The sequence below is a fragment of the Pelomonas aquatica genome, assembly GCF_026712205.1.
GTDB lineage: Bacteria > Pseudomonadota > Gammaproteobacteria > Burkholderiales > Burkholderiaceae_C > Pelomonas > Pelomonas aquatica.
Genome location: NZ_JAPPUW010000001.1, coordinates 111,088 through 125,614 on the forward strand (window position 1 = coordinate 111,088; position 14,527 = coordinate 125,614).

Genomic DNA, 14,527 nt, shown 5'->3' on the forward strand with positions numbered 1-14,527 from the left:
TCGCGCGGAGGATCAGACCTTGGCGATCAGCGCATCCCACTTGGCCCTGGCCGCCTTTTCGTGGCGGGCCTTCACATGGCCGTAGCCGCGGATGTCCTCCGGCACGCGGGCCAGCTCGACGGCTGCATCCAGCTTGTCGGCCGTCAGCCCGGCCAGCGCCTTGTCGACACCGGCACGGTAGTCGGCGATCCAGCGGCGCTCCATCTTGCGCTCCTCGGTGTGGCCGAAGATGTCGAAGGCCGTGCCGCGCAGGCCCTTCATCCGGGCCAAGGCCGCGAAGGCCGGGCGCACCCAGCCGCCGAAGGGCCGCTTGACGAGCTCGCCCTTGTCGTTGCGCTTGGCCAGCAGCGGCGGCGCGAGGTGGTGGACGAGCTTGTAGTCGCCCTCGAACATGCCGGCGATCTTGGCCGTGAAGGCCTTGTCGGTGTGCAGGCGGGCGACCTCGTACTCGTCCTTGTAGGCCATCAGCTTGAACAGATAGCGGGCGACCGCCTCGGTCAGCCTCGTGCCATTGCCCAGCTTGGTTTCGGCCGCACGCACCTTGTCGACGAAGGCCTGGTACTCGGCCGCGTAGGCGGCGTTCTGGTAGCCGGTCAGGAAGTCCACGCGCTTGGCAACCATCTCGTCGACGCCCTGGCGCTTGACGAGCTGGATGACGGCCTGGGCCGCGTACAGGGCCTGCACGGCCTTCAGGTCGTGGGCGCAGCGGCGGCCCCATTCGAAGGCGGCCTTGTTGTTGTCGATCTGCACGCCGTTGAGCTCGATGGCGCGCATCAGCGCGTCGTAGCTCAGCGGGATGCGGCCCTGCTGCCACGCATAGCCGAGCATCAGCGGGTTGGTGTAGAGCGAGTCGCCCAGCAGCTTGACGGCCACTTCCTCGGCGTCGAAGGCGCCCAGATGATCGCGGCCCACCGCATCGCCCACGGCCTTTTCGCAAGCCGCGCCAGGGAAGCTCCAGTTCGCGTCGTTCACCAGCGTGGCCGTCGGCGAGCCATGCGTGTTCAGCGCCACGAAGGTGCGGCCCTCGCGCATGACGGCCAGCGTGCTCTTGTTGGCGGCGACGATGGCATCGCAGGCGATGACGAGGTCGGCCTCGGCCGTGCCGACCTTGGTGCAGTAGATGGCCTCGGGCTGGTCGGCGATCTGGATGTGGCTCCAGGTCGCGCCGCCCTTCTGGGCCAAGCCCGCGGCGTCCTGAGTGATGACGCCCTTGCCTTCCAGATGGGCCGCCATGCCCAGTAGCTGGCCGATGGTGATGACGCCCGTGCCGCCCACGCCGGCGACGACGATGCCCCAGGCCTCGTCGGCGTTCGGGACGACCGGCATCGGCAGGCCCGGCAGCGCCGCGTCGAAGGGGCTCTTGCGCGCCTCCTTCCTGGGCTTCCTCAGCTCGCCGCCCTCGACGGTGACGAAGCTCGGGCAGAAGCCCTTCACGCAGGAGTAGTCCTTGTTGCAGGTGTTTTGGTTGATCTGGCGCTTGCGGCCGAAATCGGTCTCCACCGGCTCGATGGACAGGCAGTTGGACTGGATGGAGCAGTCGCCGCAGCCCTCGCAGACCAGCTCGTTGATGACGACGCGCTTGGCCGGGTCCACCAGCTTGCCGCGCTTGCGGCGGCGGCGCTTCTCGGTGGCGCAGGTCTGGTCGTAGATGATGACCGTCGTGCCTTCGATCTCGCGGAACTGGCGCTGGATGCTGTCCAGCTCGTCGCGGTGGTGCACGGTGACGCCGGGCGCCAGGGCCACGCCCTCGTACTTGGCCGGCTCGTCGGTGACGATGACCAGCTTCTTCACGCCTTCCGAGATCACGCTGTTCATGATCTGGATGACGGTGTGGCCCTCGGGGCGCTCGCCGACCGTCTGACCGCCGGTCATCGCAACCGCGTCGTTATAGAGGATCTTGTAGGTGATGTTGACACCCGCGGCGATGCTCTGGCGGATGGCCAGACTGCCGCTGTGGAAGTAGGTGCCGTCGCCGAGGTTGGAGAAGATGTGCTTCTCGTCCGTGAACGGCGCCTGGCCGACCCAGGGCACGCCTTCGCCGCCCATCTGCGTGAAGGTGGCCGTGTTGCGGCCGGGCATCCAGGTCACCATGTAGTGGCAGCCGATGCCGCCGACGGCGCGCGAACCCTCGGGCACGCGAGTGCTGGTGTTGTGCGGGCAGCCGGAGCAGAACCAGGGCGTGCGGTCGGCGCCGCCGGCGGTCTTCTCCTCGGCCTTGAGGGACGCCTCCTTGGCGTCGATGACGGCCAGGCGCGCATCCAGGCGGGCGCGGATGTCGCTGTCCACACCCAGCTTCTTCAGCCGCCTGGCGATGGCGCGGGCGATGATGGCCGGCGTCAGGTCGGCCTGCGGACGCAGCAGCCAGTGGTCGCTCGGGTTGGGCACGCTCCACTCGCCGCCCTCGCCGTCGCCGGCGTCGAACTTGCCGAGCACGTTGGGGCGCACGTCGGCGCGCCAGTTGTAGAGCTCTTCCTTGACCTGGTATTCGATGATCTGGCGCTTCTCCTCGACGACCAGGATCTCCTGCAGGCCCTTGGCGAACTCGCGCGCCACCTGCGCCTCCAGCGGCCACACGACGTTGACCTTGTGCAGGCGGATGCCGATGCGCCGGCAGGTGTCGTCGTCCAGGCCCAGGTCGTGCAGCGCCTGGCGGGTGTCGTTGAAGGCCTTGCCGCTGGTGATGATGCCGAAGCGGTCGTTGCTGCCTTCGATGACGTTGTAGTTCAGGCGGTTGGCGCGGATATAGGCCAGGGCCGCGTACCACTTGAAGTTCATCATCCGCGACTCCTGCTCCAGCGGCGGATCGGGCCAGCGGATGTGCAGGCCGCCCTCGGGCACGACGAAGTCCTCGGGCAGGATGATGTCGACGCGGTCGGGGTCGACGCTGACCGAGGCCGACGACTCGACGATCTCCTGGATCGTCTTCATGCCGGCCCACAGGCCCGAGAAGCGGCTCATCGCGAAGGCGTGCAGGCCCATGTCGAGGATGTCCTGCACGCTGCTCGGGAAGAAGGTCGGGAAGCCGACCGCCTTGAAGACGTGGTCGCTCTGGTGGGCCGCCGTCGAGCTCTTGGCGATGTGGTCGTCGCCGGCGATCGCGATGACGCCGCCGTGCCTGGACGTGCCGGCCATGTTGGCGTGCTTGAACACGTCGATGCAGCGGTCCACGCCCGGACCCTTGCCGTACCAGAGGCCGAAGACACCGTCGTACTTGGCCTTCTCGGGGAAGAGGTCGAGCTGCTGCGTGCCCCAGACGGCCGTCGCGCCGAGTTCCTCGTTGACGCCCGGCTGGAAGACGATGTTCTGCTTGGCCAGATGCTTCTTGGCCGCCCACAGAGCCTGGTCGTAGCCGCCCAGCGGCGAGCCGCGGTAGCCGCTGATGAAGCCGGCCGTGTTCAGCCCGGCCAGCGCGTCGCGCGTGCGCTGCAGCATCGGCAGCCGCACCAGCGCCTGCACGCCGCTCATGAAGGCGCGGCCGTGGTCGAGCGCATATTTATCGTCCAGCGTGACATCTTTCAGCGCGCGCAAGACATGTTCTGGTAGCGGGGCGTTCATCGGTGGGTGCTCCTGTATGGCGACCGGCGCATGCCCTCGTGAGGCGGGCGCGGACGAATGAGGCCAGTGTGGTCCAGTTTGGCCGGACCGGCCAGTGTAGGAAAACCGGCGCGCGGGGTGCTTTCTCATTCGCGCCGGATTCGGCCGCATCCGGCAATTTTCTTGCTCAAATATCTAGTTAAATTCCGATTCATATCGACAACTCGCAAATCAGGGCAAACCATGAGCACCGAAGACGCAACGCCCGAGGCGCTGGACCGCTACCACATCGCCCTGCTGGCCGAGCTGCAGCGCGACGCCCGCCAGTCCAATGCCGAGCTGGCCCAGCGCATCGGGCTGTCGGCCGCACCGACCTGGCGGCGCGTGAAGTGGCTGGAGGAGCAGGGCTACATCACCGGCTACCGCGCCGAGCTGGACCGCCGCAAGATCGGCCTGGGCGTGCTGGCCTTCGTGCGCGTCGACGCCGAGCGCAGCGCCGGTGCGGCCACCAAGGCGCTGGAGGACGAGATCCGCCGCCTGCCCGAGGTCATCGCCTGCCACTACATCTCCGGCACCGGCACCTTCGAGCTGCAGGTCATGGCCACCGACCTCGACGCCTTCTCGCGCTTCTCGATCAACACGCTGCTGAAGCTGCCCAATGTGAAGGACATCCACACCAGCTTCTCGCTCGGCGAGGTCAAGGCCGGCGGCGCGCTGCCGCTCGGGCATCTGAAGGGCTGAGAAGTTGTGAACAAGCACCGCCGCGCGGCGCCACCCGGCAAGCCCTGACGCCACCGGACGGGCGCGCCGGTTAGGCTCGGCCGCATGGCGATGTCGAGCATCCGTCGGCTGGGCGATCTGTGGCTGGGCACCGAGCCCACGCTGCGCCTGCGGCTGCGCCAGACCTCGCTCGCGATGGCGTTGATGTGCCTCAGCATTCCGCTGCTGCACTACGCCGTCGACCTCGCCAACGATGGCGGCCGCCCGTTGCTGTGGGCCTGGACGGCCGTATCGCTCGGCGGCATGGCCTTGGTCTACGCAGCCATCCGCAGCGGCTGGTCGCTGCGCCTGGCCGACCCCTCGCTGACCGTCGTGCAGATCGCCTTCGCCATCGCTGCCGCCGCCACCGGCTACGCGCAGGCGGGGCCGCTGCGCGGCGCCGTCTTCCCGGTGCTGACGCTGATCCTGATGTTCGGCATGTTCCAGTTGCGCGCGCGCGGCGCCTATGTGCTGAGCCTGTTCGCGCTGACCCTGTTCGGCATGGTCATGGCCTATATGGCCGGGCGCCGCCCCGCGGCCTACCCGCCCGCGGTCGAGATCGGCCACTTCCTGATGCTGGCCTGCATGCTGCCCGCCATCGCCACGCTGACGGCGCGCCTGAGCCGCATCCGCCGCCGCCTTTCGGACCAGCGCGAGGAGCTCGCCCGCGCGCTGGCCCAGCTGCAGGCCATCGCCACGCGCGACGAACTCACCGGCCTGCCCAACCGCCGCCAGATGCAGGCCCTGATGGACCAGGAGCTGCTGCGCTCGCAACGCCACTCGCACGACTTCTGCGTCGCCATCCTCGACCTCGACCACTTCAAGCGCGTCAACGACGAGCACGGCCACGCGGCCGGAGACGAGGTGCTGCGCGCCTTCGCCCGCACCGGCCAGGCCGCGCTGCGTGCGACCGACGTGCTGGCACGCTGGGGCGGCGAGGAGTTCCTCGTGCTGCTGCCCGACACCTCCATGCCGCCCGCCCTGGCCGGCATGGAGAGGCTGCGCCAGCACATCGCCGCGCTGCGCACCGACGTCGGCGACGGCGCATCGGTCATGGTCACCGTCTCCATCGGCCTCACCGGCCACCGCCGCGGCGACCCGCTGGCCGAGACGCTGGAGCGCGCCGACCGGCTGCTCTACCAGGCCAAGTCCGAGGGGCGCGACCGCATCTGCATAGGCTAACCCCGCCGTCGGCAGAGCCGGCGCGGCGCTGGCAGAGTGGGCCGCCCACCCTGCCCACCTTCTCGTCCATGGCCGCCCTGCCCCTGCGCCACTTCCTGCTCGCCCTCGCCGTCGTCGCGATCTGGGGCAGCAACTTCGTCGTCATCAAGTACGCGCTGCACACGCTGCCGCCGATGACGCTGGCCGTGCTGCGCTTCGGCTTCGCGCTGGTGCCGGCCTGCCTCTTCCTGCGCCGCCCCCGGGTGGACTGGCGCAACCTGGCCGGCTACGGCGTGCTCATCGGCGTCGGCCAGTTCGGCCTGCTCTACCTGTCGATGCGCAGCCAGATCTCGCCCGGCCTGGCCTCGCTGGTCGTGCAGACCCAGGTCTTCTTCACGCTGCTGCTGGCCATGCGCATCCGCCGGGAGCGCGTGCTGGGCACGCAGTGGCTGGGCCTGGCGCTGGCGGCGGGCGGCATCGCCGTCATCGCCGCCCATGTCGACGGCACGACGACGGCCCTGGGCCTCGCGATGGTGCTGGCCGCCGCCTTCTGCTGGGCCTGCGCCAACCTGCTGACCCAGCAGGCCGGCCGCATCGACATGCTGGCCTATGTGGTCTGGAGCAGCGCCTTCGCGGTGCCGCCGCTGCTGGCGCTGGCCCTGCTGCTCGACGGGCCGCAGGCGATGGCCGCCGGCGTGGCCGCGGCCGACGCCGGCACCTGGGCGGCGGTGCTGTGGCAGGCGCTGGGCAATACGCTGTTCGGCTACGGCGCCTGGAGCTGGCTGCTGGCCCGCCACCCGGCCGGGCGCGTCGTGCCGATGGCCCTGCTGGTGCCGGTGTTCGGCATGGGCTCGGCCGCGGCCCTGCTGGGCGAGCCGCTGCCGGCCTGGAAGCTGGTCGCGGCGGCCCTGGTGCTGGCCGGTCTGGCGATCAACCTGTTAGGACCGCGGCTTTTGCTGGCGCGGCTGAAGTCAGCGCAGGAATAAGCTGGCACGCATGAAGCGCCGTGCCCTGCTCCTGCTGCCGCTGCCCGCCCTCGCCGCACCGCCGGCCGTGCAGCTCCTCGTCGAACTGCGCTGGGTGGACAGCAACCTGCCGCCGGCCGCCCAGGCCGGCGTGCGCGACGGCGCCGTCGTCGTCGGCACGGCCGGCGCGGTGTCGCCGCGCGGGCCGGGCGTCGTGGTCTCGACGGCCCCTGCCGCCGCCCCGCCGCTGCAACGCCTGCTGGTGCTGAACGGCCAGCGCGCCGGCCTGCGGCTGACGACGCGCGAGCCCCTGCAGTGGCTGGACGCCGTCGTCGAGATCGACCCTGCCACCGGCCCCGCCAGCGCGCCGCGCCGCGTCTACGCCAGCCCGCGTCAGGGCGAGCGCCGCAGCACGCAGAGCTTCGCCGCCACGCCGACCTGGCCCGGCGGCCGCGCGCCGGTGCGCGTCGAGTTCGACGTCGACGACGGCGACGACGCCTTCCATGCCACGCTGGCCCTGCCGATGGAGCGCTGGCAGACGGTGGCCCGCAGCGGCGGCGCCATGGCCCCGGCGCCGCGCGGCACGCTGAGCAGCGCCGACGCGGCCGGCCGCCCGCAGCGCGAGCTGCAGCTGCGCATCAGCGTTCAGCCCTGAGCCGGGGGCGGCAGGCCATGGCTCCGCGGGCCGGCGGCAGCCGCCCACCCGAAACCGCCCGAAACCACCCGGCGGCCGGGTACATCCGAGTAACAAATGCCGGCGGCCCGCCAATGTGCCAAGTCTTGCCCGTTCCGGGCCCGGGCTTGCGTGTAACGTCAATCATCTTCCGAAGCCTCGCACCTCCTCATGAAACTCGCGCTGATCGCCCACGACGGCAAGAAGGACGCCATGATCGCCCTGGCCGGCGACTACCTGCCGCTGCTGCGCCGCTGCACGCTGATGGCCACCGGCACGACCGGCACGCGGCTGGCCGCGGCCCATGGCCTCGTCGTCGAGCGCATGCTGAGCGGCCCGATGGGCGGCGACCTGCAGATCGGCGCGCGCCTGGCCGCGGGCGACCTGGACGGCGTCATCTTCCTGCGCGACCCGATGACGCCCCAGCCCCACGAGCCCGACATCAACGCCCTCGTGCGCGCCTGCGACGTGCACGACGTGCCCTGCGCCACCAACGTCGCCACCGCGCGGCTGCTGCTGGCGCGCTGGAGCGGCGCTTGACGCGGGTGCCGCAGCCCGCCCGCGGAACATGAACGAGCCGCAGCCACCGGCGCGCGGCCTGTCGCGCCGGCTGCGCATCCGCACGCGGCTGGGCCTGGCCTTTGCCGTGCTGCTAATGTTGCTGCTGGGGCTCGCGGCGCTGACGGTGCACCGGCTCGGCGGCCTGTCCGAGGCCCTCAACCGCATCGTCGACGAGCAGGCCGTCATCCGCGACTCGGTCAACGAGATCAGCCGCAATGCCGAGGCCGTCGCGCGCAAGCTGCTCGTGCTGATGAGCCCCGACGCCGAGCTGCGCGTGGCCGCCTACCCGGAGATCGCGGCCGCCAACGGCCGGCTCGACGACGCCATGCAGCGCCTGGGCCTCGTGCTGCCGCCGGGGCCGCGCAGCGAGCGCCTGGCCGAGGTCAGGCAGCGGCTGGCGGACTACCGCGCCAGCGATGCCGGCGTGCGCGACCTGATCGAGCACGAGGACTTCCGGGCCGCCCGCACGCTGCTGGGCGGCGACACCGAGGCGGCGCTGGGCCTGTTCGTCGGCGCCGTGCACCAGCTCGCCGCCAGCGAGGAGCGCGCCGGCATGGCCCAGGCCCGCGAGCTGCGCGACCAGATCGACGCCGACCGCACCGGCGTGCTCGCGCTGTGCGTGGCCGCCCTCGTCGCCGGCGCGCTGCTGGCCGTGGGCGTCACGCGCTCCATCGTCAACCCGCTCAAGCGCGCCGAGGCCGGCGCCGAGCGGATCGCCCGGGGCCAGTACGGCCACCGCATCGCGGTCGATTCGGCCGACGAGGTGGGCCATATGGCCGGCGCGATGAACACGATGGCCGCCGCCGTCGGAGAGCGCGAGGCCGAGCTGCGCCGCCTGGCCGACGTCGACCTGCTGACCGGCCTGCCGCAGCGCGCCCGCTTCATCGCCGACGGCGACCGGCTGCTGGCCAGCCTGCCCGAGCGCGAGCGGCAGGCCGTGCTGATCTGCATCGACGTGGACCGGCTCAAGGCCGTCAACGGCGTGCTGGGCTTCGATGCCGGCGACGCGCTGCTGCAGGGCGCCGCGGCCAAGCTGCGGGTGCTGTTCGAGGGCGTGGCCGCCTACGGCCGCCTGGCCGGCGGCACCTTCGCGGCGCTGGCGCCGGTGCTGCGCCCGGACCACGGCGCCGTGCTCGCGAACCAGCTGCGCGAGGAGGTCGAGCACAAGCTCTCCTGGCAGGGCCAGTCGCTGGACCTGTCGGTGTCGCTGGGCGTGGCCCACTGGCCCGAGCATGCGGCCGACACCGAGACCCTGCTGCGCCGTGCCGAGCAGGCCATGTTCGAGGCCAAGCGCCTGCACCAGGCCGTGGCCGTCTACAACCCCGGCGCCGAGGCCGCACGCGCGCTGCACCTGAGCCTGCTGTCCGACCTGGCCGCCGCCATCCAGCAGGACCAGCTGCGCCAGTTCCTGCAGCCCAAGCGCTGCCTGGAGACCGGCCGCATCGCCGGCGCCGAGGCCCTGGTGCGCTGGCTGCACCCGCAGCGCGGCTGGCTGCCGCCGGGCGACTTCATCCCGTTCGCCGAGCGCAGCGGCCGCATCCGCCAGATCACCGACTGGATGCTGGCCCGCGCGGTGCGCACGCTGGCCGCCTGGGAGGCGGCCGGGCGCGAGCCGCTGACCATCGCCGTCAACATCTCGACGCTGGACATCCAGGACCGCGGCCTGCCCGCCCGCCTGGCCGGCCTGCTGGCCGAATACCGCGTCGACCCCGGCCGGCTGCAGCTCGAGGTCACCGAGACCGGCCTGATGGCCGGCGGCGCCGACCCCATCGCCGTGCTGCACGCACTCAAGCGCTGGGGCGTGCGCCTGGCCATCGACGACTTCGGCACCGGCCAGTCCTCGCTGGCCTATCTGCAGCACCTGCCGGTGGACGAGCTGAAGATCGACCGCAGCTTCGTGCAGGACGTCGACGCCGACCCGCGCCGCCAGGCCCTGCTGAAATCCATCGTCGGCCTGGGCCAGGGCCTGGGCCTGACGGTGACGGCCGAGGGCGTCGAGACCGAGGCCGAGCAGGCCGTCGTGCGCGCCTGCGGCTGCGACCTCGTGCAGGGCTATCTGCTGGCGCGGCCGATGGACCTGCCGGATTTCGAGGCCTGGCTCGACGCCGCAGGCTAAAATCCGCGCCTTTCGTCGTTTTGCCCCTGCAGCGGGCTGAGTTTCACTGGAGCCGACATGGGCAACAAGATCATCACCGAAGCGGCGCGCCGCGCCACCCCCCGCCCCGCCGCCCCCAAGGGCGTGACCTTCACGGCCGGCCGCGGCCAGAAGTGCAGCCTGGAGCGCGGCTCGCACACCCGTTCCAAGAAGAACCCGGGCAAGCGCCCGCACTCGGGTTGATCCTCGGGCGCAACGCCTGAACGATCTCGCACACAGGCCCTTCGAGGGCCTGTTTGTTTTTGTTGTCGGCTAAATCCTGACCACCATGATCCGCATCAACGAACTCCGCCTGCCGCTGAACCACGCCGAGGACGCGCTGCGCCCGGCCGCACTGGCCCGCCTGCAACTGGCCGACGCCGAACTGGCCGGCATCCACATCGCGCGCCGCGGCTACGACGCGCGCAAGAAGAGCGACATCCAGCTCGTCTACACGCTGGACTGCACGCTGGCCGACGGCGTCGACGAGGCCGCCCTGCTGGCCCGCTTCGCCGCCGACCACCAGATCCGCGCGACGCCCGACACCGGCTACCACTTCCTGGCCCAATTTGGAAACGGTCGGGGCGACTACACCGGCCCGCGGCCCGTCGTCGTCGGCTTCGGCCCCTGCGGCCTGTTCGCCGCGCTGATCCTGGCGCAGATGGGGCTGAGGCCCATCGTGCTGGAGCGCGGCAAGGCCGTGCGCGAGCGCACCCAGGACACCTGGGGCCTGTGGCGGGAGCAAAGGCTCGACCCCGAGAGCAATGTGCAGTTCGGCGAGGGCGGCGCCGGCACCTTCTCCGACGGCAAGCTCTATTCGCAGATTTCCGATCCGAGGCATCTGACGCGCAAGGTGCTGACCGAGTTCGTCAAGGCCGGCGCGCCCGAAGAGATCCTGTTCGTCAGCAAGCCCCATATCGGCACCTTCCGCCTGGTCAGCATGATCATCAGGATGCGGGCCGACATCGAGGCGCTGGGCGGCGAGATCCGCTTCCAGCAGAAGATGACCGATCTACTGATCGAAGGCGGCGCCGTGCGCGGCGTGCAGCTGGAGTCCGGTGAGCAGATCGCCACCTCCCACGTCGTCATCGCTCTCGGCCACAGCGCGCGCGACACCTTCCAGATGCTGCATGCGCGCGGCGTGCAGATGGAGGCCAAGCCCTTTTCCATCGGCTACCGCATCGAGCACCCGCAGAGCCTCGTCGACGCGGCCCGCTTCGGCCCCAACGCCGGCAACCCCATCCTCGGCGCGGCCGACTACAAGCTCGTGCACCACGCGAAGAACGGCCGCTCGGTCTACAGCTTCTGCATGTGCCCCGGCGGCACCGTCGTGGCCGCGACGAGCGAGCCCGAGCGCGTCGTCACCAACGGCATGAGCCAGTATTCGCGCAACGAGCGCAACGCGAACGCCGGCATCGTCGTCGGCCTGACGCCCGAGGACTACCGCCAGGACGGCAGGCGCGACGGCAGCCCCGTGAACCCGCTGGACGGCATGGCCTTCCAGCGCCTCTGGGAAAGCCGCGCCTACGAGTTGGGCGGCGGCGGCTATCTCGCGCCGGGCTCGCTCGTCGGCGACTTCATCAAGCGCCAGGTCAGCAAGGCATTCGGCGACGTGCAGCCCAGCTACAAGCCCGGCGTCACGCTGACCAATCTGCAGCAGAAGGACCGCGGCTCGCTGCCGCGCTACTGCCTGGACGCGATCCGCGAGGCGCTGCCCGCCTTCGCGCGCCAGATCCGCGGCTTCGACCGCCCCGACGCGGTGCTGACCGGCGTGGAGACGCGCACCTCGTCGCCGCTGCGCATCAACCGCGGCCGCGACTACCAGAGCGTCAATGTGCGCGGCCTGTTCCCGGCCGGCGAAGGCGCCGGCTATGCGGGCGGCATCATGAGCGCCGGCGTCGATGGCATCGAGGTGGCCGAGGCGCTGGCGGCCGACCTGCTCGGCCTGCCGGACGCGGCCGTGCTGCAGGGCAAGGGGGCGAAGGCCGGCGGGCAGACCTGAACACCGCCGGGGCCCGGCTCAGAAGCTGGAGCCCGGCTGCTTCAGGAACTCCAGCTCCTCGGGCGTCGACGCGCGGCCCAGGATGGCATTGCGGTGCGGGTAGCGGCCGAAGCGGTCGACGATGGCCTTGTGCCTGAGCTCGAAGTCGTGCGTGCCCTTCTCGGCGCGCTCGCGCATCAGCGCCTCGCCGGCCGCGTGGATGGAGGCGGACTCGCTGTGCATATAGGGCATGTAGAGAAAGGCGCGCCGGGCCATGGGCAGCGCCAGGTCGGCGCCCGCCGCGACGGCCTCCTGCGCGAGCGCCAGCGCCAGCGGGTCGGCCGCGAAGGCCAGCGGGCTGCCGCGGTGGATATGGCGGGCGAACTGGTCCAGCGCGATGACCTCGGCCAGCCGGCCCGCGGGCGTGGCGCGCCAGCCGAACAGCTCGCAGCGCCCGGCCTGCTCGTGCAGCGCGCCGAAGCGGCTGCGGATCAGCGCATCGAAGCCGGGGTCGACCTTCCACCACCGGGCGGGCTGGATGTCGTCGAACCAGAAGCTGAGGACGGCTTGCGGCATGGTCAGCGCTTGCGCCCGCCGAACACCAGCAGCAGCCCGCCCACCGCGATCGCGCCGACGCCCAGCCACTCGGGCAGGTTGACCTGCTCCTTCTCCTTGGCCGTCAGCTCCAGCGGGCCGAGCTTCACGACCGTGCTGTCCTTGGTGTAGCTGAAGCCGCCGGTGGCGAGGCTGGCCGTGCCGGCGATGAGCAGCAGCACGCCGAGGATCCTGGTGAAGTTCATGCGGGCCTTCCAAGGGTTTCGAAGCCCGCAGCTTAGGGCCTCACCAGGCGTAGCTCGCCCCCAGCAACCCGTAGTTGCTGCTCGCGCCCTGCGGCCCGCGGCCGTGGCCGATGCCGGGCGTGAGCGTCCAGCCGGCGCCGGCCTGGATGGCGGCCTTCAGCTGCACGCTGCTCAGGCTGCCGCCGTCGTGCAGGCGGTCCTGCTGCAGCTCGCCGTTCAGGGCCAGGCGGTCGCTGGCGCGCCAGGTGGCGCCGAGCTGGTGGCTGCGGTCCAGCGCGGCCTCGTCGCGGTTGACGGCGGAGACGCGGTTCTGCAGCAGCGGCACGCCGGCCAGCAGGCCGCCGCCCTGGGCCGTCTGCGTCGTGCTCGTCGTGTAGCGGTTGCGCATCGTCGCGCCGTAGACGCTCAGGCGCGGCGTCAGCGCGACCGCGCCGTGCACGCCGACGCCATGGCCGCTGACGCGCTGTTCCACCGGCGTGCCCGCCAGCGTGCCGCGCGTGCGGCCGCTGCGGCGGGCCGCGTCCAGGCCCACGCCGAGGTTGCCGGTCGGCTTCCAGTCCAGGGCCGCGGCCACGTCGCTCTGGCGCAGCGCGCTGCCGTCGCGGCGCTGGCTGGCGTTGACGCTGGCCTGCCAGCGCCGACCGGCCACGCCGCCGCCGAGGGCGAGCTGCGTCGGCTGGTAGCTGTTGCCGCTGGCCGCGTCGCGGCTGCGCGACCGGCCCACGCCGGCCTGCAGCCAGGCGCTGTCGCCCACCGGCAGGCTGACAGCCGCCACGGCGCTCTGGTTGTGCTGGCCGTCGCGCTGCACGGCGAGGTTGAGGGCGCGCTTGTCGGCATTGGGCGCGGGCTCGTCGGCATGGGCGAGGCCGGCCAGCAGCAGGGCGGTGGCGAAGAGGAGGGGCGATTTCATGGCGGTTCTCGTCCGGTTCTGCGGGCCGGCCGATCCCAGCCCTTCCCACCGACAACGCCGGCCGGCGCGATTTCCTTCCGCGGCGGATGTAAGAAGCTGTTCACCGCATACTCGCTGCCGCCACCACCCCAACGTGAGGCCCGCCGTGCCCGACTCCGCCCCGGACAGCAGCATCGACGCCATCGCCGCCGGCCTGCAGGCCCAGGCCTATCTGCCCTCGCGCGAGCTGGCCACGGCGGCCTTCCTCGCGCTGCGGCTGCAGCGCCCGCTGCTGCTGGAGGGCGCGCCCGGCACCGGCAAGACGGCCATCGCCGCCGCGCTGGCCGCGGCCCTCGGCAGGTCGCTGATCCGCCTGCAGTGCTACGAGGGCCTGGACCTCGCCAGCGCGGCCTACGAATGGAATTACGCGCGGCAGATGCTGGAGATCCGCCTCGCCCAGGCCCAGGACCACCAGCGCACCGCCGACGAACTGTTCGCGCGCCGCTTCCTGATCGAGCGCCCGCTGCTGCAGGCCCTGACCACGACGCCGGCGCCGGTGCTGCTGATCGACGAACTCGACCGCGCCGACGCGCCTTTCGAGGCCTTCCTGCTGGAGTTCCTCGCGGACTTCCAGCTCAGCATCCCCGAGCTCGGCACCCTCGCCGCGGCCACGCCGCCGCTGGTCGTGCTGACGAGCAACCGCAGCCGCGAGGTCCACGACGCGGTCAAGCGCCGCTGCCTCTACCACTGGCTGGACTTCCCCGACGCCGCGCGCGAGCTGGCCATCGTGCGCGCCCGCCTGCCGGGCCTGGACGCCGCGCTGGCCCGGCAGATCGTCGGCTTCGTGCAGGGCATGCGCCGGATCGACCTCTACAAGCTGCCCGGCCTGGCCGAGACGCTGGACTGGTCGCGCGCCCTCGTCGAGCTGAACGCGGTCAGCCTGGACCCGGCCACCGTGCAGTCGACGCTGGGCGTGCTGCTGAAGTACCAGGACGACATCGCCCGCGTGCAGGGCAGCGAGGCGGCGCGGCTGCTGGCCGAGTTGCGAACGACCGCCCGCGCCTGAAGGT

General features: G+C 71.6%; 13 protein-coding genes. 9 read left to right on the forward strand and 4 right to left on the reverse strand.

The features are described from left to right. Nucleotides 1-12 precede the first annotated feature (12 nt). Nucleotides 13-3,555, reverse strand: coding sequence for an indolepyruvate ferredoxin oxidoreductase family protein (locus NYP07_RS00560; RefSeq protein WP_268146255.1), 3,543 nt, complete (start codon nt 3,553-3,555; stop codon nt 13-15). A 222-nt stretch (nt 3,556-3,777) separates the two neighbouring features. Between NYP07_RS00560 and NYP07_RS00565 the strand changes: the two genes are divergently transcribed. The 8 genes from NYP07_RS00565 (at nt 3,778) to NYP07_RS00600 (ending at nt 11,789) form a co-directional block, all read left to right on the forward strand. Beyond that, the gene (locus NYP07_RS00565; RefSeq protein WP_268146257.1) at nt 3,778-4,275 is read left to right on the forward strand and encodes an Lrp/AsnC family transcriptional regulator; all 498 of its coding nucleotides are present in this window, start codon (nt 3,778-3,780) and stop codon (nt 4,273-4,275) included. An 84-nt stretch (nt 4,276-4,359) separates the two neighbouring features. Beyond that, nucleotides 4,360-5,475, forward strand: coding sequence for a GGDEF domain-containing protein (locus tag NYP07_RS00570; protein WP_268146259.1), 1,116 nt, complete (start codon nt 4,360-4,362; stop codon nt 5,473-5,475). A gap of 77 nt (nt 5,476-5,552) precedes the next feature. Next, nucleotides 5,553-6,440: an EamA family transporter gene (locus tag NYP07_RS00575; RefSeq protein ID WP_268146947.1), complete on the forward strand. Its 888-nt coding sequence runs from the start codon at nt 5,553-5,555 to the stop codon at nt 6,438-6,440. 10 nt (nt 6,441-6,450) lie between these two features. Continuing rightward, nucleotides 6,451-7,074, forward strand: coding sequence for a hypothetical protein (locus NYP07_RS00580; RefSeq protein ID WP_268146261.1), 624 nt, complete (start codon nt 6,451-6,453; stop codon nt 7,072-7,074). Between the two features lie 189 nt (nt 7,075-7,263). Then, nucleotides 7,264-7,632: a methylglyoxal synthase gene (locus tag NYP07_RS00585; RefSeq protein ID WP_268146262.1), complete on the forward strand. Its 369-nt coding sequence runs from the start codon at nt 7,264-7,266 to the stop codon at nt 7,630-7,632. Nucleotides 7,633-7,660: 28 nt separating this feature from the next. Next, entirely contained in the window at nt 7,661-9,769 is a 2,109-nt protein-coding gene (locus NYP07_RS00590; protein WP_268146264.1) for a putative bifunctional diguanylate cyclase/phosphodiesterase, read from the forward strand. 57 nt (nt 9,770-9,826) lie between these two features. Next, complete coding sequence (locus tag NYP07_RS00595; RefSeq protein ID WP_268146266.1) at nt 9,827-9,991, forward strand: hypothetical protein; 165 nt, start codon at nt 9,827-9,829, stop codon at nt 9,989-9,991. A gap of 85 nt (nt 9,992-10,076) precedes the next feature. Further along, nucleotides 10,077-11,789 (forward strand): NAD(P)/FAD-dependent oxidoreductase, encoded by a 1,713-nt coding sequence (locus NYP07_RS00600; RefSeq protein ID WP_268146267.1) that lies wholly within the window; start codon nt 10,077-10,079, stop codon nt 11,787-11,789. Between the two features lie 18 nt (nt 11,790-11,807). On the opposite strand, the gene NYP07_RS00605 is transcribed toward NYP07_RS00600, so the two are convergent. From NYP07_RS00605 to NYP07_RS00615, 3 genes are read right to left on the reverse strand one after another with little or no spacing between them, the layout of a single operon-like run. Continuing rightward, complete coding sequence (locus NYP07_RS00605) at nt 11,808-12,344, reverse strand: DUF924 family protein (RefSeq protein WP_268146269.1); 537 nt, start codon at nt 12,342-12,344, stop codon at nt 11,808-11,810. 2 nt (nt 12,345-12,346) lie between these two features. Next, entirely contained in the window at nt 12,347-12,568 is a 222-nt protein-coding gene (locus NYP07_RS00610; protein WP_268146271.1) for a hypothetical protein, read from the reverse strand. A gap of 40 nt (nt 12,569-12,608) precedes the next feature. Then, on the reverse strand, nt 12,609-13,478 hold the full coding sequence (locus NYP07_RS00615; protein WP_268146274.1) for a hypothetical protein: 870 nt from the start codon (nt 13,476-13,478) through the stop codon (nt 12,609-12,611). 145 nt (nt 13,479-13,623) lie between these two features. Here NYP07_RS00615 and NYP07_RS00620 point away from each other — a divergent pair, with 145 nt between their 5' ends. Continuing rightward, the gene (locus tag NYP07_RS00620; protein WP_268146276.1) at nt 13,624-14,523 is read left to right on the forward strand and encodes an AAA family ATPase; all 900 of its coding nucleotides are present in this window, start codon (nt 13,624-13,626) and stop codon (nt 14,521-14,523) included. Nucleotides 14,524-14,527: the final 4 nt, after the last annotated feature.

Bases quoted from the DNA above. Each gene is read 5' to 3' on its own strand.
- NYP07_RS00580 (WP_268146261.1), top strand. From the start codon at position 6,451: ATGAAGCGCCGTGCCCTGCTCCTGCTGCCGCTGCCCGCCCTCGCCGCA.
- NYP07_RS00560 (WP_268146255.1), bottom strand. From the start codon at position 3,555: ATGAACGCCCCGCTACCAGAACATGTCTTGCGCGCGCTGAAAGATGTC.
- NYP07_RS00595 (WP_268146266.1), top strand. From the start codon at position 9,827: ATGGGCAACAAGATCATCACCGAAGCGGCGCGCCGCGCCACCCCCCGC.
- NYP07_RS00590 (WP_268146264.1), top strand. From the start codon at position 7,661: ATGAACGAGCCGCAGCCACCGGCGCGCGGCCTGTCGCGCCGGCTGCGC.
- NYP07_RS00600 (WP_268146267.1), top strand. From the start codon at position 10,077: ATGATCCGCATCAACGAACTCCGCCTGCCGCTGAACCACGCCGAGGAC.
- NYP07_RS00615 (WP_268146274.1), bottom strand. From the start codon at position 13,478: ATGAAATCGCCCCTCCTCTTCGCCACCGCCCTGCTGCTGGCCGGCCTC.
- NYP07_RS00570 (WP_268146259.1), top strand. From the start codon at position 4,360: ATGGCGATGTCGAGCATCCGTCGGCTGGGCGATCTGTGGCTGGGCACC.
- NYP07_RS00605 (WP_268146269.1), bottom strand. From the start codon at position 12,344: ATGCCGCAAGCCGTCCTCAGCTTCTGGTTCGACGACATCCAGCCCGCC.
- NYP07_RS00610 (WP_268146271.1), bottom strand. From the start codon at position 12,568: ATGAACTTCACCAGGATCCTCGGCGTGCTGCTGCTCATCGCCGGCACG.
- NYP07_RS00585 (WP_268146262.1), top strand. From the start codon at position 7,264: ATGAAACTCGCGCTGATCGCCCACGACGGCAAGAAGGACGCCATGATC.
- NYP07_RS00565 (WP_268146257.1), top strand. From the start codon at position 3,778: ATGAGCACCGAAGACGCAACGCCCGAGGCGCTGGACCGCTACCACATC.